The organism is Embleya sp. NPDC025285 (assembly GCF_055558835.1).
In genome coordinates, this window is the sequence record NZ_JBVHLU010000033.1 from 72,199 (window position 1) to 97,587 (window position 25,389).

General features: G+C 73.0%; 18 protein-coding genes and 1 pseudogene. 8 read left to right on the forward strand and 11 right to left on the reverse strand.

The features are described 5' to 3' along the window. The first annotated feature begins 51 nt into the window (after nt 1-51). Both ACZ4FV_RS23055 and ACZ4FV_RS23060 read left to right on the forward strand, forming a co-directional pair. Nucleotides 52-684, forward strand: a complete 633-nt coding sequence (locus ACZ4FV_RS23055) for an isochorismatase family protein (protein ID WP_395863949.1) — start codon at nt 52-54, stop codon at nt 682-684. A gap of 6 nt (nt 685-690) precedes the next feature. Beyond that, a complete protein-coding gene (locus tag ACZ4FV_RS23060) occupies nt 691-921 on the forward strand; it encodes a phosphopantetheine-binding protein (protein WP_395863947.1) in 231 nt (76 codons plus the stop codon). 1 nt (nt 922) lies between these two features. Here the strand turns inward: ACZ4FV_RS23060 and ACZ4FV_RS23065 are convergent, their stop codons facing one another. From ACZ4FV_RS23065 to ACZ4FV_RS23075, 3 genes are all read right to left on the reverse strand, one after another. Then, nucleotides 923-2,140, reverse strand: a complete 1,218-nt coding sequence (locus ACZ4FV_RS23065; protein ID WP_402232916.1) for a serine hydrolase domain-containing protein — start codon at nt 2,138-2,140, stop codon at nt 923-925. A gap of 71 nt (nt 2,141-2,211) precedes the next feature. Next, nucleotides 2,212-3,441, reverse strand: coding sequence for a serine hydrolase domain-containing protein (locus tag ACZ4FV_RS23070; RefSeq protein WP_402232918.1), 1,230 nt, complete (start codon nt 3,439-3,441; stop codon nt 2,212-2,214). Between the two features lie 276 nt (nt 3,442-3,717). Then, nucleotides 3,718-4,899, reverse strand: coding sequence for an amidohydrolase (locus ACZ4FV_RS23075; RefSeq protein ID WP_402232921.1), 1,182 nt, complete (start codon nt 4,897-4,899; stop codon nt 3,718-3,720). Nucleotides 4,900-5,042: 143 nt separating this feature from the next. On the opposite strand from ACZ4FV_RS23075, the gene ACZ4FV_RS23080 reads away from it, so the two are divergent. The 3 genes and pseudogenes from ACZ4FV_RS23080 to ACZ4FV_RS23090 all read left to right on the forward strand — a co-directional run. Further along, complete coding sequence (locus tag ACZ4FV_RS23080; RefSeq protein ID WP_465323178.1) at nt 5,043-12,374, forward strand: amino acid adenylation domain-containing protein; 7,332 nt, start codon at nt 5,043-5,045, stop codon at nt 12,372-12,374. Then, on the forward strand, nt 12,361-12,576 hold the full coding sequence (locus ACZ4FV_RS23085; RefSeq protein ID WP_395863937.1) for an MbtH family protein: 216 nt from the start codon (nt 12,361-12,363) through the stop codon (nt 12,574-12,576). Before ACZ4FV_RS23080 ends, ACZ4FV_RS23085 begins: the two co-directional genes overlap by 14 nt. Before the next feature lie 174 nt (nt 12,577-12,750). Next, nucleotides 12,751-14,162: pseudogene (locus ACZ4FV_RS23090) on the forward strand (DHA2 family efflux MFS transporter permease subunit); the annotation flags it as partial. Nucleotides 14,163-14,252: 90 nt separating this feature from the next. Here ACZ4FV_RS23090 and fes read toward each other — a convergent pair. Further along, nucleotides 14,253-15,476, reverse strand: coding sequence for an enterochelin esterase (fes, locus tag ACZ4FV_RS23095; protein ID WP_395863935.1), 1,224 nt, complete (start codon nt 15,474-15,476; stop codon nt 14,253-14,255). A 200-nt stretch (nt 15,477-15,676) separates the two neighbouring features. Then, nucleotides 15,677-16,717, reverse strand: a complete 1,041-nt coding sequence (locus tag ACZ4FV_RS23100) for an ABC transporter substrate-binding protein (protein ID WP_465323179.1) — start codon at nt 16,715-16,717, stop codon at nt 15,677-15,679. A 246-nt stretch (nt 16,718-16,963) separates the two neighbouring features. Between ACZ4FV_RS23100 and ACZ4FV_RS23105 the strand changes: the two genes are divergently transcribed. Next, nucleotides 16,964-17,884: a S1 family peptidase gene (locus tag ACZ4FV_RS23105; protein ID WP_402232926.1), complete on the forward strand. Its 921-nt coding sequence runs from the start codon at nt 16,964-16,966 to the stop codon at nt 17,882-17,884. 105 nt (nt 17,885-17,989) lie between these two features. Here the strand turns inward: ACZ4FV_RS23105 and ACZ4FV_RS23110 are convergent, their stop codons facing one another. The 5 genes from ACZ4FV_RS23110 to ACZ4FV_RS23130 all read right to left on the reverse strand — a co-directional run bounded on the left by ACZ4FV_RS23110 (nt 17,990) and on the right by ACZ4FV_RS23130 (nt 21,676). Next, the gene (locus ACZ4FV_RS23110; RefSeq protein ID WP_465323180.1) at nt 17,990-18,472 is read right to left on the reverse strand and encodes a peroxiredoxin; all 483 of its coding nucleotides are present in this window, start codon (nt 18,470-18,472) and stop codon (nt 17,990-17,992) included. A 79-nt stretch (nt 18,473-18,551) separates the two neighbouring features. Next, nucleotides 18,552-18,992: a DUF5360 family protein gene (locus ACZ4FV_RS23115; RefSeq protein ID WP_465323181.1), complete on the reverse strand. Its 441-nt coding sequence runs from the start codon at nt 18,990-18,992 to the stop codon at nt 18,552-18,554. After that, nucleotides 18,985-19,317: a DMT family transporter gene (locus tag ACZ4FV_RS23120; RefSeq protein WP_465323182.1), complete on the reverse strand. Its 333-nt coding sequence runs from the start codon at nt 19,315-19,317 to the stop codon at nt 18,985-18,987. The genes ACZ4FV_RS23115 and ACZ4FV_RS23120 overlap by 8 nt, the downstream gene beginning before the upstream one ends. Then, the gene (locus ACZ4FV_RS23125; RefSeq protein ID WP_395863924.1) at nt 19,314-19,853 is read right to left on the reverse strand and encodes a TetR/AcrR family transcriptional regulator; all 540 of its coding nucleotides are present in this window, start codon (nt 19,851-19,853) and stop codon (nt 19,314-19,316) included. The genes ACZ4FV_RS23120 and ACZ4FV_RS23125 overlap by 4 nt, the downstream gene beginning before the upstream one ends. 323 nt (nt 19,854-20,176) lie before the next feature. Next, the gene (locus tag ACZ4FV_RS23130; RefSeq protein WP_402232936.1) at nt 20,177-21,676 is read right to left on the reverse strand and encodes a serine/threonine-protein kinase; all 1,500 of its coding nucleotides are present in this window, start codon (nt 21,674-21,676) and stop codon (nt 20,177-20,179) included. Between the two features lie 186 nt (nt 21,677-21,862). Between ACZ4FV_RS23130 and ACZ4FV_RS23135 the strand changes: the two genes are divergently transcribed. Continuing rightward, nucleotides 21,863-23,395 carry a glycosyltransferase family 39 protein gene (locus ACZ4FV_RS23135; RefSeq protein WP_465323183.1) on the forward strand — a complete coding sequence of 511 codons (1,533 nt, stop codon included), beginning with the start codon at nt 21,863-21,865 and terminating at the stop codon, nt 23,393-23,395. A 207-nt stretch (nt 23,396-23,602) separates the two neighbouring features. Continuing rightward, nucleotides 23,603-24,334 (forward strand): GntR family transcriptional regulator, encoded by a 732-nt coding sequence (locus ACZ4FV_RS23140; protein ID WP_395863918.1) that lies wholly within the window; start codon nt 23,603-23,605, stop codon nt 24,332-24,334. 219 nt (nt 24,335-24,553) lie between these two features. On the opposite strand, the gene ACZ4FV_RS23145 is transcribed toward ACZ4FV_RS23140, so the two are convergent. Next, nucleotides 24,554-25,366 (reverse strand): GntR family transcriptional regulator, encoded by an 813-nt coding sequence (locus ACZ4FV_RS23145; protein WP_395863916.1) that lies wholly within the window; start codon nt 25,364-25,366, stop codon nt 24,554-24,556. Nucleotides 25,367-25,389: the final 23 nt, after the last annotated feature.

Genomic DNA, 25,389 nt, shown 5'->3' on the forward strand with positions numbered 1-25,389 from the left:
ACGAACTCCCCCGCCCCCCGTCGATTCCCGCCCCGAAAGGCCGCACCCGCCATGGCATTGCCGAAGATCGCCCCCTATCCAATGCCGGACGCGGCCGATCTGCCGACGAATCGGGTGGACTGGACCGTGGACCCGGCCCGTGCCGTGCTGCTCGTGCACGATCTGCAGAACTACTTCCTGTCCGCGTTCGAACCCGACGCCTCCCCGGTCACCGAGTTGCTCGCCAATGTCGCCCGCCTCAAGGACGACTGCGCGCGGCTCGGAGTGCCGGTGGTCTACTCCGCGCAGCCCGGCGGCCAGAGTGCCGAACAGCGGGGTCTCCAACAGGACTTCTGGGGTCCGGGGTTGCCGGACGACCCGCACGCGGCGGCGATCGTGCCCGCCGTGGCACCCGGGCCCGCCGACACCGTGCTGACCAAGTGGAAGTACAGCGCCTTCGTACGCACCGAGTTGCGCGCGTGGATGCGCGACCTCGGCCGCGATCAGTTGGTGATCGTCGGTGTGTACGCGCACATCGGGGTGATGACCACCGCGTGCGACGCGTGGATGCAGGACATCCGGGCGTTCGTGGTGGCGGACGCGGTGGCCGACTTCACCTCGGACAACCACCGGATGGCCCTGCACTGGGCCGCGGCGAACTGTGCGGTGGTCACCGACACCGCGTCGCTGTTCGCGGGGAAGTAGACGGACATGGCGCTTACTCTCGAACTGATCCGCACCGACGTCGCCGACATCCTCGGCGAGGACCCGACGGACATCCCCGACGACGAGAACCTGGTCGACTACGGCCTCGACTCGGTGCGGGTGATGGCCCTGGTGGAACGCTGGACCCGCGAATACGGAGTCGTGGTGGACTTCGCCGACCTCGCGGAGCGGCCCACCCTGGAGGGGTGGGCCGAATTGCTCTCATCCAAGCCATAGTTCACGGACGAGACGGGTCGGGCGCGCACAGCGCGTGGTCGATCAGCGCCCTGGTCGCCGCGTCCTGGCGCGCGCCGCCCGCCTCGTCGTTCTCGTCGACACCGTTGCGTACCACCAGCACGGCCCGTCGACCGTCGGCGGTGACGCCGTTCTCACTGGAGAAGCCGAGATCGTTGCCGCCGTGGTGCCAGTACTCCCCGCCGCAACTGAGCTCGGTGCTCTCCAGACCCAGGCCGTAGCCGCGCCCGGGCTCGTCCGGGATCGGCTCCGTGCGGCGCATCTCGGCGAGTTCGCCGGGCCCGAGCAGCCGACCGGAGAGCAGCGCGGCGAAGAAGCGGTCGATGTCGCTCGGCGTGCCGTACATCGCCCCGGCCGCGTCGGCGACGGTGTGGTTGAGCACGGTGGTGTCGGTGGGGCGGCTGTCGCCCGCGAAGGTGTGCCCGCCCTGCGCGTGCGGCTGCGGCAGATACGGGTCGTCGCCCGGGACCCGGGTGTCGTGCAGGCCGAGGGGGCGCAGGATCCGGTCGCGTACCTCCTCGCCCCACGAGCGGCCGGTGACCCGGTCGATGATCATGCCCACGAGCAGGTAGTTGGTGTTCGAGTAGGCCCACGCGGTACCCGGTTCGAACCGGCCGGGCAGGGTGAGCGCGGCGGCGACCAAGTCTTGGGGCCGGTAGTGCCGAAAGCGGTTCTCCCGGTAGCCGCGTGCCGAGTACAGCGCCGGGACGGCGGAGGGCAGCGCGGTGTAGCCGGGGATCCCGCTGGTGTGTTGGAGCAGGTGCCGCAGGGTGATCCGGCGGCCGTCGTTGCCGTTGCCGCGCACCACACCCGGGAGCCAGGTCTCGATCGGCTCGTCCAGCCGCAACCGGCCCTCCGCCACCAGTTGCAGGGTGACGGTGGCCACGAAGGTCTTGGTCGTGCTGCCGATCCGGTAGTGGCCGTCCCGGGGCACCGGTCGGCCGGTGTGCGCTTCGGCCTCGCCGCTTCGAGTGGTGCGTACCGTGCCGGGCGCGGTGTAGCGCACGGTGACGCCGATCGCGCCGGCGTCGTGGATCGCGTCGGTGTCGCGCTGGAGGCGGGAGGCGGCCGGGTCGTGTGCGGCGGCCGGCTCGCTCGCCGTCGCCGTGGCGGTGCTCGTGGTGGCGAGCACGAGGCCGACGGCGAGCAGGCAGGCGGCCCGGTACGGCCTCGAACGTACCCGTGTGGTAATCGAGTTCATCGCGTGTTCCTCCGTGGAGGTGTCCGGGAGCGGCGACCGATGTGGGCGCCGCTTCGGGGGCCGACGTGCGCTCATGCCTCGGGGGCGAGCAGTCGGTCGGTCAGTCGTTGTACGGCCACCTCGGCGCGCAGCCCGATTTCGTCGCCGTCGTCGGTGCCGTTGACCACGATCACGACGCTGCGTCGGCCGTCCTCGGTGACGCCCATCCGGATCTTGCTGCCCTCGATGTCGCCGCCGTGCCCCCAGCGGTATCCGCCGCCCGGCAGCGGTTGGCGCATCAGCCCCAGGCCGTAGCGCACCCCCGGCATGACCTGCTCGAAGTCGGCCGGCATCGGTACGGTCGTGCGCATCAGCGCGAGTTGCGCGGGCGGCAGCAGTCGGCCGCCGAGCAGCGCGGTGAAGAAGCGGTCCAGATCGGCGTGGGTGCTGATCATCTCGCCGGCCGCGTCGCCCCAGGACATGTTGCGGATGGTGGTGTCCACCCAGGCGTCCCGGTCCGGGAAGCGGTGGTAGGAGTGGGCGTACGGCGCGGGCAGGGTCGGATCGCCGCCGGGTGCGTAGCTGTCGTCGAGGCGAAGCGGGCGCAGCACCCGGGTGCGCACCTGGTCAGCCCAGGAACGGCCGGTGATCCGTTCGATGATCATCCCGGCCAGGACGTAACCGGTGTTCGAGTACTCCCAGTTCGGCGTCGGGTCCTCGGGGGCGGCGGGCGGGAAGCTCGGGGCGAAGCGCATCGCCGCGTCCACCAACTCCCGGGCGTTCGTGTCACGGAACCGCACCTGTTCGAAACCCGCGGCGGTATCCGGGAGTTCGATCGAGTAGTTGTGCAGGCCGCCGGTGTGCTGGAGCAGGTGGCGCACGGTCACCCGGCGTCCGTCGTTGCCGTTGCCGGTGACCACCCCGGGCAACCACCGCTCCACCGAGTCGGCGAGCGAGAGCCTTCCCTCGGCCACCAGTTGCAGTACGACGGTGGCCACGAACGCCTTGGTCGCGCTGCCGATCCGCAGCCGCGCGTCGTGCGGTACGGGCCGCCCGGTGCGCAGGTCGGCCGGCCCCGCGTACGCCTGACTGCGCTCGCGCCCGTCGCGCACCACGATCGCGGCGTTCACGTAGCCGCCGTCCCGCAGCAGTTGCTCCGCCTCGTGGCGCAATCGGTCCCGGATGGGCGGCCGGCGCTCGGCGGCGGTGGCCGGTGGGGCCAACGCGATCGTCGACCCGGTCAGGGCCACCGCCAGCGCACAGCAACGACGGCGGCTCAGGAGGGCGGGGCTGCCGGGGACACGGACCATGGGTGCGGACACGACGACTCCTCAGGGGTTCACCGATACCGCTCCACCATCGCGCGCCCTTGTGCCCGCCCACGACCGTGCGGCCACCCGGACGCGAGGTGGTGGAACCCGGTGCGGCCTGGGTGGGGCAGACCGAACCGGTGGGCGCGAACGCGGCGGTCGTCCCTGCGTGGGCGGGCGTTGGCGCGACCGTCGGACCGCGGCCGAAGGTTGGCGCAACCACCACACCATGTGCGGGCGTTCGCAGCGCCGGCGGGCGTTCGCGGCGCTCCCCAGGCGTTCGCGCCGCTATCCCGCCGTGCCGGGTGCTCCCCCTCCGCGGCGCAGCAGGGCGTAGTCCATCGCGGTCCAGGCCATCGCCGTGGCGCCGTCGAGGATGGCTCGGTCGGCCGCCGGGGAGATCGCCGCGTCCGCGAAGGCCGCCTCGTGCGGGCCGCAGGTGCCACCCGTGATGTCCAGGACCGGATGAATGGTCGGGATCACGTGCGAGACGTTGCCCATGTCGGTGCACGCGAAGGGGGGTCGCTCGATCGGGTCCGGGCGGCCCAGTTCCCGGGCGTTGGCCCGCCATAGCGCGATCAGGGTCGGGTCGGTGCGGAAGTCCAGGTAGTCCGGTTCGGGGCGGGTCAGCCGGACCTCGCAGCCGATCGCCAGCGCGCCGGCCCGGAAGCATGCCTCGACCCGGTCGCGCAGTTCGGCCAGGTCGGCCGCGTCCGTTGTGCGCAGTTCGTACTCGGCGGTGGCCCGCTCCGGGACCGCGTTGGGCGAGGTGCCCGCCGCCGTGGTGATGCCGTGCACCCGCCAGTCCATAGGCAACTGCCGTCCCAGCAGACCCAGGGCGACCTGAGCCACCGTCAGCGCGTCGGCGGCGCTGCGTCCTTCGTGCGGGTTCAGACTCGGATGCGCGGCAGTGCCGAGGTATTCCACGGACAGCGTGCCGAGTGCGAAGGAGCGGAACTCGGCCACCTCGAACGGGCACGGGTGCACCATCATCGCCGCGTCCACGCCGTCGAAGGCACCCGCGTCCAGGAGCAGCGCCTTGCCCGCGCCGCGCTCCTCGGCCGGGGTGCCGACCACGCGCACGGTCAGGCCCAGCCGATCGGCGACCGGGCCGAGTGCGAGGGCGGCGCCGACACCCGCCGCCGCGATCAGGTTGTGTCCGCACGCGTGGCCGAGACCCGGCAGCGCGTCGTACTCGCACGCGATCGCGACCGTGATCGGGCCGGACCCGATGCTCGCCACGAAGGCGGTGTCCAGGCCGAACACGGGCGCGGTGACCGCGTAGCCGTGGGCGCGCAGCACGTCCGCGCACCAGGCCGAGGCCCGGTGTTCGGCGAAGGCCGGTTCCGGGTGGGCGTGGATGCGTCGGCTGAGCGCGAGCAATTCGTCCCGATCCGCCAGCACCCGATCGCGGATCGCGGCCCGGTCGGCATCCGAGGCCGGTCGGTCCGCCACGTCGGCCACGCTCATGTTCCGCTCCGCTTCATCGAGATTTCTTCGTCCCGGGGGCACCCTGACGGACCCTCGGAAGATAGCTTAGGCTTACCTAACTTCGCGTGCCGGGGATCGGTACGCGCCGCCTGCCGTCGTCGCGCCCCGGGAGTCTCCACACCATGCCTCACCACCAGGCCGAGACCACCGTTTCGGATCCTTCCGTCCCGGACCTCGCCGAGGCCGACGTGCCCGCGCCGGCGGCCGGCCCCGACGCCGCCCGGCTGCCGCTGCTCGCCGCCCAGGCCGGCATCGTCTACGCCCAGGCGCTGGCCCCGGGGGATCCGGTCTACAACACCGGTGACCGGGTCGAGATCCGCGGCCCGCTGGACGCCGACCTGTTCACCCGCGCACTGCACCGGGTCGCTGTCGAGGCCGAGACGCTGCGCCTGCTGGTGGTGGCGGACGCCGACGGCACCTCGACCCAACGCGTCATCGACCACGAGCACCCGGTGCGCCGCGTCGACCTGAGCACCGCCGAGGACCCGAAGGCCGTGGCCCGGGCCTGGATGCGCGCCGATCTGGACCGGGCCGTCGACCCGAGCGCCGGACCCCTGGTCACCCACGCGCTGTTCCGCTTCGCCGACGACCACCACTGGTGGTACCGGCGGGTCCACCACGTCGCCGTGGACGCGTACGCGCTCACCCTGATCGGCCGCCGGGTCGCCGAGTTGTACACCGCCTTCGCCCGCCGAGACCAGCCCACCCCCAACCCCTTCGGCAGCCTGCGCGCCCTGGTCGCGGAGGAGGTCGACTACCGAGCGAGCGAAGCGTACGACACCGATCGCGCGTTCTGGCTCGATCACCTCGCCGACCGTCCGCGACCGGTCACCCTGTCCTCGGAGCCCGCGGCTCCCCTGCCCGCGGCCCCGATCCTGCGCCGCGCCGTCGAACTTCCGCCCGAACGTGCCGCCCGGCTCACCGAGGCCGCCTCGATCGCCCGGGCCACCTGGGCCGAACTGCTGATCGCCGCCACCGCGGGCTACCTGCACCGCACCACCGGTGCCCGGGAGATCATCCTCGGCCTCCCGCTGCTCAACCGGCGCAGCCCCACGGCGCTGCGCACCCCGGCGATGGCGGTCAACATTCTGCCGCTGCGGGTCGCGGTCCATCCCCGGGACACCGCGCCCGAGTTGCTGCGCAGGGTGGTGCTCGAACTGCGCGCCGTCCGCCGACACCAGCGCTTCCGCCAGGAGGACCTGCTCCGCGAACTCGGCGCCGTCGCAAGCGAACAACCGCTGTACGGGCCGATGATCAACATCAAGGCCTTCGAGGGCGACCTGGATCTGGACGGCTCGGTCGCCCGGGTGCACAACCTGGCCGCCGGCCCGGTGGACGACCTGGCCGTCGGCGTCGTGCCGACCGCCGGCGGCGGCCTGCGGATCGAACTGGACGCCCATCCCGCCCGCTACCGCGCGTCCGCTCTGGCCGATCACGAACTCGGCCTGCTGCGCTACCTGGACGCGCTCGTCGAGTTGCTGCACAACGAGCCCCGGCAGGCGATCGGCCGGATCGACCTGCTCACCCCCGACGAGGTCGTGCGGGCCACCGCCGGTCGCGCCGAACCACCGGTCACCACGACCCTGCCCGAGCTGTACTCGCACCAGGTCGCCCGCACGCCCGACGCGATCGCGGTCCGCGCCGGCACGGACGCGCGCACCTTCGCCGAGGTCGATTCGGCCGCCAATCGACTCGCCCACGAGCTGATCGCGGCCGGCGTCACCGCCGAGGTCCCGGTCGCCGTCGCGCTGCACCGCGGCGCGGACACCGTGGTCGCCCTGCTCGCCGTGCTCAAGGCGGGCGGCGTCTGCCAGTTCCTCGACCTCGGCCACCCGGCCCGGCGGATCGCCGACGTGTTGGCCGACACCCGACCCGGCTGCCTGATCGGCACCGCCGAGGCGGTCGCGGGCCTGCCCGCGCACGACATCCACACCGTGCTCCTGGACGACCCGAACACCCGTGCCCGACTGGCCGCGCACCCGGACCGCACCCCGCGACCGCCGCGCCCCGAGCACAGCGCGTACGTGATCCACACCTCCGGCTCCACCGGTAGGCCCAAGGGTGTCGCGGTCTCGCACGCCTCGCTGGCCAATCTGTACGCGAGCCACGGAACCGACCACATCGCGCCCGCCGTCGAGCGCACCGGGCGCACCCGGCTGCGGATCGGACACAGCGCCTCGTTCGCGTTCGACGCCTCGTGGGACCCGATCCTGTGGATGGCGCACGGCCACGAACTGCACCTGCTCGACGACGCCGGCTACCGCGACCCCACCACGCTGCTCGACTACCTGCACGAGCACCGGGTCGACTATCTGGACGTGACGCCCACCTACGCCGAGGCGCTGCTCGCCGAGGGCCTCGACGCCCCCGGCCGGCACCACCCCGCCGTCGTGGTGGTCGGCGGCGAGAGCGTGCCCGAGCCGCTGTGGCAACGACTCTCCGCGATCCCGGGCAGCCGGCCGATCAACCTGTACGGACCCACCGAGACCACCGTCGATGCCTACTTCTGGGGCCCGGACGGCGCCGGCGCCCCGGTCCGCGCCTCGCGCGCCTACGTCCTGGACAACTCGCTGCGGCCGACCCCGGTCGGCGTCACCGGCGAACTGCACATCGCCGGCGCGTGCCTGGCCCGGGGCTACCTGAACCGGCCCGACCTGACCGCAGAGCGCTTCGTCGCCGACCCGTTCGGCGCCGCGCACGGCGATCCGGGCGGGCGGATGTACCGCACCGGCGACCTCGCCCGGCGTCGCGCGGACGGCACCCTCGAACTCCTGGGCCGGGCCGACGAACAGGTCAAGATTCGCGGCTTCCGGATCGAACCGGGCGAGATCCAGACGGTGTTGGCCACCCACCCGGACGTCGCGCAGGCCGCGGTGATCGCCCGGGACGCGGCGCACGGAAAACGACTGCTCGGCTACGTGGTCCCGGTCGCCGGTCAAACCCCGGACCCCGAGGCGCTGCGCGCGTACCTCGCCGACCTGCTGCCCGAACACCTGGTCCCGGCCGCGGTGCTCGTCCTGCCCGCGCTGCCGCGCACCGCCAACGACAAGATCGACCACCGCGCGCTGCCGGACCCGGCGCCCGTGGCGCCCGGTCTGCGGGAGGGTCCGCGCGGTCTGCACGAGGAGATCATCTGCGATCTGTTCGCCGCCGTCCTGGAATTGCCCGAACAACCCTCCCGGGACGCCGACTTCTTCGACCTCGGCGGCCACTCGCTGCTCGCCGCCCGGTTCGCCGCACGGGCCCGGGAGAGCTTCGAGGCACCGATCGGTCTGGCCGACGTCTTCCGCCGGCCGACCCCCGCCGGCCTGGCCGAACTGGTCCGGGCGAGCACGGATCCCGAGTCGCGCCCGGTACTGGAACCGGTGCCGCGCACCGGCGACCGACTGCCGCTGTCGCCCGCGCAGCAGCGACTGTGGTTCATGTACCGGCTCGAAGGGCCCAGCCCCACCTACAACATCCCGCTCGTGCTGACCCTGACCGGCTCGCCGGACCACTCCGCGCTCGAGCGCGCGCTGGCCGACCTGGTGGCCCGGCACGAAACGCTGCGCACGGTCTACCCGGTGCTCGGCGAGGACGGGGACGAGCCCTACCAGCGGATCCTGACGCCCGATCAGGCCCGCCCCGAGCTGCGCCTCGCGGCGTCCGGGGAGACGATCGCCGACGCCGTGCGCCACCGCTTCGACCTCGCCGCGGAACCACCTTTGCGCTGCACGCTGTTCCGCACCGACGGACACACCCACACGCTGGTCCTGCTCCTGCACCACATCGCCGGCGACGGCGCCTCCACCACACCGCTCGCCCGCGATCTGGCCACCGCCTACGCGGCCCGGGTCACCGATCGCGAACCGCTGTTCCCGCCGCTCGCGGTGCGCTACCCGGACCATGTCGCCTGGCAGGCCCGCCTGCTCGGCACCGCCACCGCACCCACCGCGTCCGCCACCCGGCAGCTGGACTTCTGGAAGCGCACCCTCGCCGGCCTGCCGGACGAACTCGCGCTGCCCACCGACCGACCGCGCCCCCAGGTCGCCTCGTACGCGGGCGACACGGTCCCGTTCCACCTCGACGCCACCGCGCACGCGGGCCTGGCGGAGTTGGCCCGCGCGACCGGCACCAGCGTGTTCATGACCGTTCAGGCCGCGCTGGCCGCGTTGCTCACCCGGCACGGCTGCGGCACCGACATCCCGCTGGGCACGCCGGTCGCCGGGCGCGACGACGACGCCACCGCCGACCTGGTCGGATTCTTCGTGAACACCCTGGTGCTGCGCGCCGACACGTCCGGATCGCCGAGCTTCCGCACCCTGCTCGATCGGGTGCGCGGCGCCACACTGGCCGCGTACGACCACGCCGACCTGCCGTTCGACCGGGTCGTGGACGAGCTCAACCCGCCGCGCTCGCTCGGCCGACACCCGCTGTTCCAGGTGTTGATCGCGTGGCAGTCGTTGCCCGACACCGAGTTCGCGCTCGGCCCGTTGACCGCGCGGATGACCGCCGTGCCGTCCGGAACGGCCAAGTTCGATCTCACCCTGAACGTCGGCGAGCAACCCGGACGGGGCGTCGGCGGGTTCGTCGAGTACCGCACCGACCTGTTCGACCGGGCCACCGTGCTCGGGCTCTCCCGCCGGCTCGCCGCACTGCTCACCGCCGCCGTCGCCGACCCGGACGCGCCGATCGACACCCTGCCTCTGCTCGACGAGCCCGAGCGGCACCGCGCGCTCGTCGAGTGGAACGCCGGGCCCACCGCGACCGCGACCGCCTCGGCCACCCTGGTCGCCCGCTACGAGCAGGCCGCCCGCGCGCACCCCGCGCGGATCGCGGTGAGTTGCGCGGGCCTGTCGCTGAGCTACGCCGAACTGTCCGCCCGGGCCAACCGTCTGGCCCGGCTGCTGGTCGCCCGCGACATCGGACCCGGCGACATCGTCGCGCTCGCGCTGCCGCGCTCCCCCGAGTTGGTGGTCGCGCTGCTCGCGGTCGCCAAGGCGGGCGCCGCCTACCTGCCGCTCGACCCGGACTACCCGGCCGACCGGCTCGCCTACATGCTGGACGACGCCGCGCCCGCCGTGCTGCTCACCGACTCGGCGACCGCACGTCGACTGCCCGCGCACGACCTGCCCCGAATCCCGGTGGACGGCAAGGACGCCGACACCTACCCGAGTTCCGACCTGCGTCAGGAGCAGCGCAAGCGCCCGCTGCGCGCGAGCGATCCGGCCTATGTGATCTACACCTCCGGCTCCACCGGCCGGCCCAAGGGCGTGCCGGTCACCCACCACAACGTGGCCCGCCTGTTCACCGCGACGGACCACTGGTTCGGCTTCGGCCCGGACGACGTGTGGACCCTGTTCCACTCCTACGCGTTCGACTTCTCGGTCTGGGAGTTGTGGGGCGCGCTGCTGTTCGGCGGTCGCCTGGTCGTGGTGCCGCACCTGGTCAGCCGCGACCCGGCCGAGTTCCTCGACCTGCTCGCCCACGAACGGGTCACCGTGCTCAACCAGACGCCGTCCGCGTTCCACCAGTTGGTGGCCGCCGACCGGGAACGGCCCGGACGCGACCTCGCGCTGCGCTACGTGGTGTTCGGCGGCGAGGCGCTGGAGCCCGCCCGACTCGCCGACTGGTACGAGCGGCACCCCGACGACGCACCGCGACTGGTGAACATGTACGGGATCACCGAGACCACGGTGCACGTCTCCTACCATCCGCTCTCTCGCGCGTCGGCAGCCGCCGGGAGCGCGAGCACGATCGGGGTGAACATCCCCGACCTGCGCGTCTACGTCCTGGACCACCGGCTCCAACCGGTCCCGCCCGGGGTGACCGGCGAGATGTACGTCGCCGGCGAGGGCCTCGCGCGCGGCTACCTGGGTCGGCACGCGTTGACCGCGACCCGCTTCGTGGCCGACCCGCACGCGGCCCGGTTCGGCGAGCGGGGGGCCCGGATGTATCGCTCCGGCGACCTGGCGCGCCGCCGCGCGGACGGCGGCCTGGACTATCTCGGGCGGGCCGACCAGCAGGTCAAGATTCGCGGCTTCCGGGTCGAACTCGGCGAGATCGAGTCGGTGTTGGCCGGGCATCCGGCGGTCGCCGACGCCGCCGTGGTGCTGCGCGAGGACACCCCCGGGGACAAGCGGCTGGTCGGCTACGTGGTCGCCGGTCCCGATGTCGCCGGGCCCTGTGTCGCCGGGCCCGATGCCGAAAAGGTCGATGTCGAAGCGGTCGATGTCCGGAGGGCCGGCGTCCAAGGGCCCGCGCTGCGCGAATACGCCGCCGCGACCCTGCCGGTCCACATGGTCCCCTCCGCCGTGGTCGTGGTCGACCGGCTGCCGCTGACCGCGAACGGCAAGCTGGACCGCAAGGCGCTGCCGCGCCCGGACCACACCGCATCGGCCGGCGCCGGACGGGCTCCGCGTGGACCGCGCGAGGAGCGGCTGTGCGCGCTGATCGCCGACGTGCTCGGTGTGCCCGCGGTCGGCGTGCACGACAACTTCTTCGACCTCGGCGGCCACTCGCTGCTCGCGGTCCGCCTGGCCGGCCGGATCAAGTCCGCGCTGGGCGCGGACGTCGGCATCGGCACCATCTTCCAGGCGCCCACGGCCGCCGGCCTGGACGCCGCGCTGGAGGCGGCCGAGCACACCGACGCGCTGGACGTACTGCTGCCGCTGCGCCCGGCCGGCTCGACCGATCGGGCTCCGCTGTTCTGCGTGCATCCGGCCGGTGGCCTGTCCTGGTGCTACGCGGGCCTGATCCGGCACCTGCCGGCGGATCTGCCCATCCACGGCCTCCAGGCCCAGGGTGTCGGCCCGGCGACCGCCGGTGAACCACTGCCCCGGACGCTGGAGGAGTTGGCCGCGCACTACGTCGACCGGCTGCGCGAGGTCCGGGCGGACGGCCCGTATCGGCTGCTCGGCTGGTCGACCGGCGGGATCATCGCGCACGCGATGGCGACCCGGCTGCAGGACCTGGGCCACGAGGTCGAGTTGCTCGCGATCCTGGACGCGTATCCGGCCGAGGGCTTTCGCGAGTTGCCGGTGCCCGATCGTGCGGAGGCGCTGGAGGCGCTGCTCACCATGGGCGGCTACGGACCGGAGAGTCTGGGTGGCGCGCCGCTCGAACTCGGCGAGGTGATCGCGGTGTTGCGCCGCGAGGGCAGTCCGCTGGCCGGGCTGGACGAGGCCACGATCGAGGCGCTCAACGACATCTACCTCAACACCAACCACCTCGTGCGGGCCTTCGACCACCGGGTCTTCCGCGGCGACGTGCTGTTCTTCCGGGCCACCGTCGACACCATCGACGACACGCTCACCCCCGACACCTGGGCCCCGTACGTGAGCGGTCGGATCGACAACACGAACGTGGCCTGCTCGCACAAGGACATGACCCTGCCCGGCCCGATCGCGCAGATCGCGCGTGTGGTCCTGGACCGCCTCACCGAGTTGGAGAACGACTCCCATGACCTCTCGTGACCACGACACCCCGACGAACCCGTTCGACGACGAGGACGGCGAGTTCCGGGTCCTGGTGAACGACCTCGGGCAACACTCCCTGTGGCCCGAATTCGCCGCAGTGCCGGACGGCTGGACACTTGCGCACGGGCCGTGCGCGCGCTCGGTCGCGCTGGACTGGATCGGCACGCACTGGACCGACCTCGGCCCGGCCGCGCGGTGACCGGGGAGCACATCGAACCGGCCCCCGAGGCGAGCGGGGAGCACAGCGAGCCGGCTTTCGCGGTGACCGGTGAGCGCGGTGGACCGGCTTCCGCCGCGACCGAAGAGCGCGACGAACCCGGTCCCGCGGCGGCCGGCGAGCGCGCCCGACCCGCTCCGCCGGCGACCGCGAAGGGTGCGTCCGCGTGGATCGTGGTGGCCGTCTACACCGCCGCGATGTGCATGAACGGCCTGGATTCGACCATCGTCAATCCGGCCCTGCTGACCATCGCGAAGGACTTCGACCGGCCCGCGGTGGCCGCGAACACGGTCGAGATCGCCTTTCTGGTCGCCCTGGTGGCCGCGCTCCCGGTCGCCGGCCGGCTCGGCGACCGCTTGGGCACGAAACGCGTCTTCCTGGGATCGCTGGCCGTGTTCACCGCGGCCTCGGCCGCGTGCGGCCTGTCCCAGAACCTGGTCTCCCTGGTCCTGGCACGCGTCGTACAGGGCCTGGCCGGCGGCCTGTTGACTCCGGTCGGGATGACCATTCTGTTCACCGCGTTCGCGCCGCACGAGCGCATGCGGCTGGCCAAGTGGCTGATCGTGCCGACCGCGCTGATGCCCGCGCTGGGTCCGCCGCTCGGCGGATTCCTCACCGAACACCTCTCCTGGCACTGGCTGTTCCTGGTGAACGTGCCGATCGGCACGGCCGCCGTACTGCTCGGCCTGTTCGGGCTGCGTGAGCACCGCGCCGGTGTGGTCGGGCCGTTCGACCGCACCGGGTTCTGGCTCACCGCGCCGACCCTGGGGCTGCTCACCTACGCGCTCGGCTTCGGGCCCTCGCAGGGGTGGACCACGCCCGCCATCGCGATCGCCGGCATCCTCGGCCTGGTCCTGTCGGTGGTCGCGATCTCGCACCAACTGCGGGCCGAGGAGCCGTTGTTGCGGCTCCGGCTGCTCGCCGATCGGGCCTTCGGCTCGGCGACCGCGCTGGCCCTGGTCACCTCGGCCGGGCTGATGGGCGTGCTGTTCGTCTTCCCACTGCTGTACCAGGCGGCGTTGGGCGCTTCGGCGCTGGACGCGGGGCTCGGGGTGTTTCCCGAGGCGGTCGGCCTGATGTTCGCGTCACAGGTGGTGGACCGGCTGTTGCCCCGACTCGGCCCGCGCCGGCTCACCACACCGGCCCTGGTCCTGGCCGCGCTGGTGTTCGGCGCGCTCGCGCTGCCGGGCGTCGCGGACAACGCGTGGGCGGTACGGGTGTTGATGTTCTGCGTCGGACTGGTTCTGGGTACGGCGGTGTTGACCGTACAGATCGCCGGGTTCGGCGAGATCGAGCCCGCCGACATGGGTCACGCGATGGCGCTGTTCACCATCGTCCGCACGCTCGGCGGCTCGCTCGGGATCGCGGCCGGCGCCGCGGTGATCGAGGCGGGCGGCGGTTCGGGCCACGACGCCGGTGCGCCGGGGCCGTATCGCGCGGCGATCTGGGTCACCGCCGGACTGGTCGCGCTCGGCGCGCTGTTCGCGCTGCGCCTGCCACACCAGGCACCGGCACCGCCACCGTTCGAGGACGACGACGAGCCGGGTCCCGGGACGGGACCCGGCGCCGCACCCGGGACGGGTCACGAAGCCGAAGCGGGAGCGGATCCGGGGACTGCTCCCGAGCCCGAGTCAGCCCGCACCGATTCGGCCGGAGCCTCAGCGCCCGTCCGGGGCTGACAGCAGGTCGACGAGTCCGACGGCGAGCCCGCCCCGCCAACAGGCGTAGTCGTGGCCGCCGTCGAACTCGGTGTAGGTAAGTGGATATCCGCGTTCCAGCAGGACATCGCGCAACCGGCGGTTCTCCGCGAGGAGCATCCACTCCAGCAGTCCCACCTCCAGGTGGAACCGGATCGGCAGGCGCTCGCTCGTGGCGAACCGTCGGGTCAGCCACTCCGGTCCGTCGTTGCTCTCGTCCGGGTCGGGCCACCAGAAAGACCCCGACTGGGACAGCGCGTTGCCGAATCGGTCCGGTCGACGAAACGCCCCGAACGCCGCGGTCAGCCCACCCGCGCTCTGCCCCACGAGCACGGTGTGCGCGGGATCCCCGCTCACCCCGTGACGCCGGCCGGCCCACGGCAGCAGCACGTCCGCGAGCCAGTCCACGAACGATTCGCTACAGGTGAGATCGGCCATCCGCCGTTCCCGACCCATCGTGTCCACCAGCAGCGCCACGGTGGGCGGGATCCGGCCGTCGGCGTGCAGGTTGTCCAACGTGTCACCGATCTCCAGCACCGAGCCCCAGACCTCGCCGTCCAGCAACACCGCCACCCGGTAGGGCTCGTGCCGAACGCCCGCGGGCACCAGCACGCTCACCCGGCGTCCGTCCACCGTGGTGTCCAGCCGCGTCCCGCGCGGTACGCCCGGCCGGCGCCGTGCCCACGGCTGCCCGGGCGCGTCCGGCAGCGCCAGCACCGAGGACGGATTGCGCCCGTCCCGCGCGGCCAGCGTGGGCGCGTGGTTGTACGGGTCGGGCACCGCCGCGTCCAACACGCCCAGCCAGGCGGCGCGATCGGTGCGCAACGTCCGACCGCGCGCACCGGTGCCGACGAAGAACTGGTACGACGCGCGCAGGTCGGCGGGCAGCCGATGGGTGATCGCCCACACGTCGGTGCCGGCGACCCGACGCATCAGATGCGGCGTCAGATCGCCCGCGTGCCGGTCCCGGTCGGTGAACGTGTGCAGCAGCGCGAGTACGTCGTTCGCGGGCGCCGCCGGGTCGTCCCGCCACACGAAGGTGACCAGCCGCTGCCCGGGATCGCCCGGATCCGGCTCGATCAGCGGGGCGCCGACCTGCTCGACCCGGGCCCAGAACTCGGGCCCGGCGTCGACTCGTCCGGCGGCGACCGCCTCGGTCAGCGCGTGCAGGATGGGTGTGTCCATGATGCTGGTCGCTTTCTGCGCGAAGACGAAACGGGCGGTCGGGACCCCGCGGGCGGCACCGTGGCCCGGTCCCACGGGCCGCCGTCCGGCGCGGGCCGGGCCATGGCACGGGGCTCGGTCCGCCCCGGGCCCGGCCCCGATACGGGCTCGGCCCCGGGCGCGTGACGCTCCCGGGGCCGAGCACTGCCGATGACGGCACGTCAGGAGGTGGCGGACAGCGCCTTGCTCAGGTCGTCGAGCACCACGCCGGCGGCCAACGGGCCGCCTCGGGTGGACCACACCGAACCGTCCACGGCGACCACGTGGTTCTTCTTGACCGCGTTCAACTCCTTGTACGCCGGCTTGTCCTGAACCTCCTTGAGGGCACTCGCGCCGTCCGAGGTGAGCGTGCCCAGGAACAGCCAGTCGCCGTCGATCTCGGAGATCTTCTCCAGGCTCAACGCGGGGGTGTGCGCGTTGCCGTCCTTGTCCTGCGCCTTGGGCCGGGTCAGCCCCATGTCGAGCGCGACGCCACTGGCGAACTGGCGCTTCTCCATCCAGCTCGGGCCGTTCGGGTTCCAGCGCACGATGCTCACCGCGGCGCCCTTGTTCGCGGTCAGGTCCTCGCCGGTCTTCTTGGCCTTGGCCTCGTAGTCGGTGATCACCTTGTTCGCCTGGTCCAGCTTGTTGACCGCGTTGCCGATGCCCCGGAAGGACAACTTCCAGTCGTCGGTGGGCGCCATCGTGACCAGCGTCGCCGGGGTGATCTTGCGAAGCTGCTTGAGCACCTGCTCGTCCTGCATGTCGCCGGCCAGGATCAGGTCCGGCTTGGCCGCGATCACCTTGTCCATCACCGGCTGCAGCAGGTTCCCGACCACCTCTATGCCCTTGACCTTGTCGGCCAGGTAGGCCGGCGGCTTGTCCAGGCCCTGGCCGTTGGTGATGCCGACCGGCTTGACGCCGAGGGCGAGTACCGCGTCCAGATCCTCCTGGGTGAGCACCACGATCCGCTGGGGAGCGGCCGGTACCTGGACGGCGGTGCCGGTCGCGTCCTTGACCGTGCGCGTGCCGCCGGCCGAGTCGCCGGCCGAGTCGCCGCCCGCCGGCGCGCCGCTGCCCTGGCTCGCGGCGGGCTTGTCGTCGGACTTCGAGTCGGAGTCGGAACCGCACCCGGTGAGCAGCAGGCCGGCCGCCCCCGCCACGGCGAACAGCCGAACCACGCGCCGCCGGGCGGTCGCGAGCGAGCGATGAGAAGAGGACATCTGGGACTCCGGGCGCGAGGAAGGGCGGGAGGCCGGGGCACGGCACGACCCGCGAGGTCGCACTTAGGTTAGCCTTACCTTCCATACGTTCCGCAAGGTGGTACGGGTTCCCATCGATCCGGGTGGCCCATGTCACGCCCGAGCGGCACACGTTCGATGCCCCTGCGGGGGATCTCGGCCGCCCGTACGGGTGACCGTGGCGTGATCGGTGCCTGTGGCCGGGCGCCGGTCCGTACGGTTTCCCGCATGAAGCGGACCACCGTGACGCGTTCGATGGTGTCGATGGCCGCAGCGGCCGTGCTCGTGCTCGCCGGTCTGGCCGCCCCGGCCACGGCCGACCCGCCCAGCGGCGGTTGCCTCGCCGACCGGTTGACGCGACTGAGCACACTCCGGCACCGCCTGGACGAGCTCGCCCTGAACGGTCTGGCCGGCAACAACCAGTACTGGTACGTCGATCACCGGCGCTGCACGCTCGCGATCGCGACGCTGCGCGGCGCCGCCGACCCGGTCACGTCGGCCTTCCTGCACACCGCCCGGATGTTGCCCGCGCTGGTCGAGATCACCGAACTCGGCGCGCCGGTCACCACCCGCGTGGCCAGGCGGCCCGCCACAGGCCCCGACCCCCGGGCCGCCACCACCGGCTTCCACGGCGGCAGCCCGCTCTACAGCGGGCTCACCGGCACGGTCTTCATCTGCACCGCCGGCTTCAACGGATACCGCGCGAACACGACCGGCACGGCGGGCCATTGCGCCCGCGACGCACCCACCTGGTACGACGGCACCGGCACCCTGATCGGCACCGTCGACGAGTCCCGCTTCCCCGGGGCCGACTGGGCCGTCATCCCCGCGGCCGAGGGCCTGGCCCTGGCCTCCGACATCCTCGACGGCGACTCCACCACCACGATCACCGGCTTCGCCCGGCCCCGACTCGACGACCGGGTCTGCGGCACCGGCGCCACCAGCGGCACCCGCTGCGGCACCATCGACGCCACCGACGTCACGGTCAACTACCCCGAGGGCCCGGTCACCGGCCTGGCCCGCAGCACCCAATCCGGCGCCGCCGGCGACTCCGGCGGCCCGGTCCACACCGGTCCCACCGGAGTCGCCCTGATCAGCGGCGGCCCACCCGAGGGCGCCCCCACCTTCATCCAACCCCTGAACTTCTGAGCCCCGTCCCCCGTGCGCGGAGTCGCTCGGCGACCCACCCGAAGCCGCCCCACCTGCCTCCCACCCCCGAACTTCCCGGCTCGCCCTCCGGGAGCACCGACACGCTCAGCGGCGGAGGAGTGCGAGTTGGGCGGTGAGCGTGTCGATGCCGCGGTAGGTGAGGCCGACGAGGGCCACGTGTTTCCAGCGCAGGATGCCCTCGGCGTCGATGATGAAGACGGCTCGGCGCAGGGCGTTGCTGCCCAGGCCGATGCCGTAGGCCTCGACCACCTTGTGCTCGGTGTCGGCGAGCAGCGGCATCCGCAGGTCGTATTTGCGGGCGAAACGCTCGTGGCTGTCCAGGCCCTGCGGGCTGATCCCCCAGACGGTGGCGTCGAGATCGGTGAATTGTTCGAAGGCGGAGGAGTATGAGCACAGTTGCTTCGTACAGACCGCCGTGTCGTCGCCGGGGTAGAAGGCCAACACGACCGGGCGGCCGCGCTGGGCGGACAGGGTCAGCGGAGCACGCTCGGCCTCGCCGCCGGTCAGGTGCACCGCGTCGAGGGTGAAGTCCGGCGCCGGGGCGCCGATCTCGGGGGTTTTGGACACGTCGTGGTCTCTCCTCGGGCGGGATGGGCGGCGGCGTGCGGCCGGCGCGCTTGGGCACCGAGACGCTACCCGGCGTCGCTCACGGCCGCACGAGCGCCATCCGCCGGACCAGTAGCACGATCGCGGGAAGCGGGAAGAGCAGCAGGAACAGGTTGGGCAGCCACCATTCGGGCGCGAAGTCGCCGCGCAGTACCCAGAACGCGATGGCCTGGAGGCCGGCGGTGCTGGTCAGCACGAGCGAGATCAGCATCAGCGGGTGGGCGTTCCCCGTCGCGGTACGCCGGCCCAGGCGTAGCGCCGCCAGACCGGTCACCGCGGCCGCGAGGTCGAGCGGCACGAACGAGTGGTTCCAGTCGCCCATCACCGGATCGGCGTAGTCCTTGTACGCGTACTCGGCCGGGATCAGCGCGAACAGCGTGACGGTCCAGTACACCAGGAAGCCCACGTCGGCGACGGTCATCGAGACCCGGGTGAAGCACATCAGGTCGGCGCCGCGCGAGCGCACGGCCGCGCTACTCATGGGTCGTCCCGCCGTACAGGTAGAGCACCGCCACGCCGACGACCACCAGCGTCATGCCGAGCACCGTGCCCGGCCGGAGCGGCTCGTCGTAGAGCAGTACGCCGCCGGCCAGTGCGCCGACGGTGCCCAGGCCGGACCAGATCGCGTACACCGGACCCACGTTCAACGTCTTCAGCGCCTGCGCGAGCAGCACGAACGCGAGCAGGTAGCCGACCGCGACGACCGCGCTCGGGACGAGCCTGGTCAGTCCGTGCGAGGCGCGCAGCGACAGGGTCGCGGTGACCTCGGCCAGGATCGCCCCGCCGACCAGCAGTCCCGCGATCACGCCGCGCCGCCTCGGGTGCGGACCAGATCGGTCAGCAGCGCGCGCAGGTCGGTGTGCGCGGCGTCGTGCGGAACGCCCAGGTCCAACAACCGGGCCGCCCACCAGCCGTCCACCGCCATCCGGATCAGGTCGGCGACCGCCGGGTCCAGGCCGTCCGAGGCCAGTCGGCGCTGCCAGTGCGCGTAGCGCTCGCGCAGGCAGGCCAGCACCTCGGGGCCGCCGGCCGCGGCGAGCAGCGCGAGTGGGACCTGGTCGACGCCGCTGCGGTCGCCGGTCGGGGACTCGGCGGGGATGCTCGCGTCCAGCCACGCCAGCGCGAACGCCCCGGGCGGGCAACCCGGTTCGGGCAGCGCGGCCTCGAATCGGTCGGCCAGCCGCTCGACCACGCCCTCTACCAGCGCCTGCTTGCTCGGGAAGTGGTGCAGCAGTCCGCCCTTGCTGACGCCGGCCTCGCGGGCCACCGCGTCCAGCCGGACCGCCTCCACACCGTCCCGGACCAGTATTCGTTCCACCGCGTCCAGCAGTCGATCGCGCATCGGCGCACTCCTGTCCCGCTCCGCATCCCTCCGGACCGTCCGGACGGTCGGGAGCAACGGTAGCAGCGAATCACCTCGGCGCACGTGTCCTTGTTCGGGTGATCCACCTTGCAGCGCACAGGAGTTGCCGCATGACGAGAGGTCGGCAGGGGGTCGGGAGGGGTCCGGTGGGACGCGGCGGGTCGCCGCTCGGCGGCCTGGGATGCCGGGGCGGAGGTGGGTAGGGGCGCGCCCGGGTCACTCGGTGGGCTCGTCGACGCGGCGGTGGCCGACGGACTCCCGAGCCCGGGCGGCGGCTGCGCCGGCGTCGACCGGGGCGGCGTTCAGCCGGCCGGCGCCGCGCCCGAGGCCGACCCGGCGCCGGCCGGGTTCTCGTCGGTGGACCCGCCGGACGGGACGGCCTGCTCGGCTTCGGACGAGGAGTCCGTCGAAGCCCCGTCGCTCGACCCGGAAGCGTCGGTCGCCGCCTCGGGCGCCGCCTCGGAGGAGGCATCCGTCGGCGTCTCGGAAGCCGACTCCGAACTCTGCACCCCCGGGCTGTCCCCGTCGTTGTCGTCGTTCCCGTCCCCGGAACCGTTCACCAGCAGGCTCACCACCACGATCAGCGCGACCACCGCGACGATCGCGACGACCGCACCGATGATGTACGCGAGTCGCCGGCGCCGAGGCGGCGCAGCCGCCGGATCCTCGGGCAGCGGCACGGTGGGCGACTGAGCCCGAAGCGGCGGCGAAGCGGGTCGGGTCGGCTGCTGCTGCGGCGGCTCCACGACAGGCGGAGTGGCGGCGGGTGAGGCCGCAGGTGTCGGGGCGGCGGGTATACCGGCCGGATGTACGGGTACCGGCACGGTCGTTCCCTCCGCGCCCGCCGGCCCCAGCGCTCCCGCGGACCCCTCCGCGTCCGCGGAACCTTCCGGCCCCGCCGACCCCGGCTCCCCGGCCGCCGCGGGCCGCGCGAGCTCCGTCGGCGCGGCCAGTTGCCGCGCGATGTTCCGCGCACCGCTGTCGGTCACGTTCGCCGCGAGCAGCAGCCGGACCCGGTCCGCGTCTGGCCGCCCCGCCGGATCCTTGTCCAACAGGCCAAGGATCACCTCGGTCAACGGCCCCGCCCGGCGCGGCCTCGGCGGCGGCTCACCCAGCACCGCGGCCATGCTCGCGTACGCCTGCTCGCGCCGGAACGGCGAAGTGCCCTCCACCGCCTGGAAGAGCGTGCAGCCCAGCGAGAACAGATCGGCGGCCGGCGTCGCGGCGTCCCCGCGCAGCCGTTCGGGCGCGATGTACTCCAACGTCCCGATCACCCCGGACGCGGTCAGCCCCGCGTCGTCCTCGTGCACCGCGATGCCGAAGTCGACCAGCGCAATCCGCCCGGTCGGCGCGAACAGCACGTTCGCGGGCTTGACGTCGCGGTGCACAATGCCCAGCGCGTGCGCCGCGGCCAGCGCGTCCACCAGCGCGGTCCCGACCACCCGGACCTGCTCCACCGTCAGCGGGCCGTCCTCGGCAACCACCTCGGCCAGCGTGCGGGACGGCACGTACTCCATCACGATCCACGGCACGCCGTCCTCGACCACCACGTCGTGCACGCTGACGATGTGCGGATGCTCGCGCAGCCGCGCCGCGTTCCGCGCCTCGCGCATCGCCCGGGCGACGCGCTGCTCGCGTTCCGCGTCCGGGAGCCAATCGCCGATGCTCACCTGTTTGATCGCGACCTCGACGTGCAACAGCTCGTCGGTCGCGCGCCACACCACACCCATGCCCCCGAAACCCAACTGCTCGAGCAGCCGGTATCGGGCGGCGACAAGACGACCCGAACCTCGCGTGTCCATGGCAGGCCCACCCCCGAATGACAGTGTGGGCCGGATTCGGTCACCGCGCCGGCAAACGGACATCCCGGATCGCGCCGATTTCGCGCCGATCCGGAGGAAGAGGTGCCGGAATTCGTTCCCGACTCGTTGTCCGGACCCGCGTGCGAGTCTCTGCCGTGGGGATGCCCGATCCGGCACCATGACGTAATGAGCCGTGTGGAGAAACGCACGTCGACCGAACCGCTGTTGCCCGCTCCGGCGCCGCGAGCCCTGCCGCCCCTGGCCACCCTGCCCGTCTCGCTGATCATGTTCGCGGTCTTCGCGGTGCAGACGGCGGTGTCCTCGCGCTACGGCTTCCATCGCGACGAGCTGTACTTCGTCGTGGCCGGCCGGCACCTCGCCTGGGGTTACGTCGATCAGCCTCCGCTCACCCCGCTACTCGCCCGCGTGTCGGGTGAGTTGTTCGGGGACGACCCGCAGGATCTGCGGATATTCGCCGCGCTCGCGTGCGCGGCCACCGTACTGGTCGTCGCGCTGATAGCACGCGAGTTCGGATCCGGCCGGCCCGGCCAACTACTCGCGGCGGCTTGCACGGCCACGTCCGGCATCGTGCTCGGCGTCGGTCACCTGTGGTCCACCGCGACGCTCGACATCCTCGCGTGGCTCCTGGTGGCGTGGTTCACGCTGCGCCTGTTGCGCACCGGCGACGGACGCTGGTGGCTCGCGGTCGGGGCCGCCGTCGGCGGTGCGATGCTCAACAAGTACCTGGTCGGCTATCTCGTGGTCGCGCTGCTCGTCGGCCTGTTCGCGGTCGGGCCCCGGGACGTGTTGCGCAGCCGTTGGCTGGGCGGGGGCATCGCGATCGCGGTAGTGCTCGCTACGCCCGGTCTGATCTGGCAGGCCGGCCACGACTGGCCGCAGTTCACCGTCGCGGCCGGCATCGGCTCGGACGACGGAACGACCAACCGGATCATGTTCGTTCCGCTGCAAATCGCTTACCTGTCACCGCTGTTCGTGCCGATCTGGGTGGCCGGCGGGATCTGCCTGTGGCGCTCGGAACAACTGCGCTGGGCCCGCTCGATACTGCTCGGCTATCTGGTCCTGTGCGTCCTGGTGATCGGCTCGGGCGGCAAGTCGTACTACGCGCTGCCGCTGCTGCTGGTCCTGGTCGCGGCGGGCTGCGAGCCGACCGTGCGGTGGGTCGCAGCCCGGCCCGCCAGGCGGGTACCGGTCGGCTCGATGCTGCTGATCGCCACCGTCACCAGCGCGGTGATCTCGCTGCCACTGCTGCCGGCCGCCAAGGTGAACGCGGTGAACGGGATCAACCCCGAGCAGGGCGAACAGATCGGCTGGCCGGAACTGGCCGACGCCGCGGCGGTGGCCTGGACCCGGATTCCGCCCGAACAACGCGACCGGGCGGTGCTGTTCGCGGGCAACTACGGCGAGGCGGGCGCGCTCGACCGGTACGGTCCCGCCCGCGGACTGCCCAAGCCGTATTCGGGCCACATGTCCTTCGCCGACTGGGGACCGCCGCCGGATCGCGCCGACGGCCCGGTGGTGATCGTGCGCGAGGGCGAGGCCACGCAACGCTTCCGGGACTTCGTCGACTGTCGCCTCGTCACCCGGGTGGACAACGGCAAGGGCGTCGACAACGAGGAGCAGCACGCGGTGGTCGAACTGTGCGCGGGCACGGCGCGGCCCTGGTCGAGTCTGTGGCCCGACCTGCGGCACTTCTACTGATCGACGGGCGCCGACGGGCGCCGACCGGAGCCGGTCCGAGCCGAACGCGACCGACCCGGACCGACCGGACCGGTCCGCGCCCACCCGGGTCGGACCCGCCCTCGCACCGGCCCGGATCGGCGGTCGGCGACCGGCCCGACCGCCCGGGCACACCCCGGATCGGCCCGTGCCGCGCCCGTAGGATGCGGCCACGCAGGGAGGAGCGTCATGGCGAATGCGAGTCCGCCCGGCTATCGCACCGGCGGCGAGGGGCGGCCCGGATCGTTGACCGGCTCGGCCTACCGGGAGATCCGGCGCCGGGTGCTGCACCTGGAACTCGCGCCCGGCGCGCGGTTCACCGAGAAGGCGGTGGCCGGCGAGTTGGGCATGAGCAAGACACCCGTGCACGAGGCGCTCGCGCTGCTCGCCGAGGACGGCTTCGTCGAGGTCATCCCCCGCAGCGGCTACCGGGTCTCCCGGGTCACCGTACGCTCCGCGCGCGAGCTGTTCGACCTGCATCGTGCGCTGGAACAGGACGCGGCGGCGTCGGTGGCGTGCCGGCCGACCGAGGTCACCGCGCTGGTGGCCCGCGAGGACGCCTGGGTACGGACCCGGCGACCGGTCGAGGGTCCGGACGCGTGGCTGGACCGCTACACCCGGCTGCATCTGCTGCTCGCCGAGCCGGTCGGGAATCGGCATCTGCGCCGCGCGCTGGGCGGCACCCTGCACGCGCACCACCGGCTGCTCCGGCTGTGCGTCGCCGCCGACGGTCCGCATCCCCGCACCATCGCGGGCGACGACGCGCCGCTGCTGGAGGCACTCGCGGCGGGCGACCCGGGCGCGGCACGGCGCGCGGTGCACACCCGGCTGACCGGATGTCGGGAGCGGGTGCTGGACACGTTGCTCTCCAGCGACGCGCTGCTGGACGTGAACATCGCCGGGCCCGCGTCCCGACCGTGATCACCGAGCCCGTGTCCCGACCGTGTCCCGGGCCCGCGTTGCGACCGCAATCCGGGCCCGCGCGCGGACCGTGATCACCCGGAACCTCGACCCGACCGTGATCCCCTGGCCCCGCATCCCAACCGCGATCGCCCGGGCTCGCGCGCCGAACGCCGCCGCCCGGCCCGCGTCCCGACCCTGCTGGTGGCCGATGCGGCGTACGGGCCCGACCGCCCGGCCTCACCCGTCGCGCAACAGCGTGCCCAGGTCCAGGTCGAGCAGTTCCGCCGGCGGCTCGGTGCCGAATCCGTCGTCGTCCGCACGGCCCAGCCGCGCGGCGACCGGCGGCACCAGCGCGGCGACCACCGCCGCGCCCAGGGCCCGGACGCCGGCCTCGACGGCGCTCGCCGCGGCCTCCGGATCACCCGCCGAGAGCGCGGCCCGCAATGCCCCGTGATCGGGCGCCGGCCAGCGCGGATCGCCGAGCGCGGCGGCCAGACACACATGCCGGAGGTGGTGGCGCAGCACGTAGTGCTCGACCTCGGCGGCCCGCCCGTTCCCGGCCCGCTCGGCAAGCGCGGCGCCCAGTCCGAGCCACCCCAGCGGCTCCGGCCCGACACCCGCCCCGGCGCGAGAGCCGGACCGGTGACACGTGCCCGGTACGCCCGTCGCGACCACGGCCGCCGCCGCCCGCCGCCACGCGTCCGCCGTGTCCTCCAGCCCGCGCGGCCCCGCCGCCTCCTGCCGTCTCGCGGCCAGCCGGGCCAGCAACGTCTCGATCGTCAGGCGCAGTTCGAGCAGTTCGCGGATGTCGCGCAGGGTGACCGGCATGACCAGGTAGCCCGAATGCGGCGCGACCGCGACCAGGCTCTCGTGGGTGAGCAGATTGAGCGCCTCGCGCACCGGCGTCTTGCCCATCCCCAGGACCGCCGCCAGTTCCCCCTCACTGAACACCGTGCCGGGCACCATCTCCAAGCGCAGGATCCGACCGCGGATCGCCTCCCGGGCGAGGGCGGTCCGGCTTTTCCTGCGCGCTGTCGGGCTCGGCGTCATATCCGGATTCTCCTCGGCTCCCG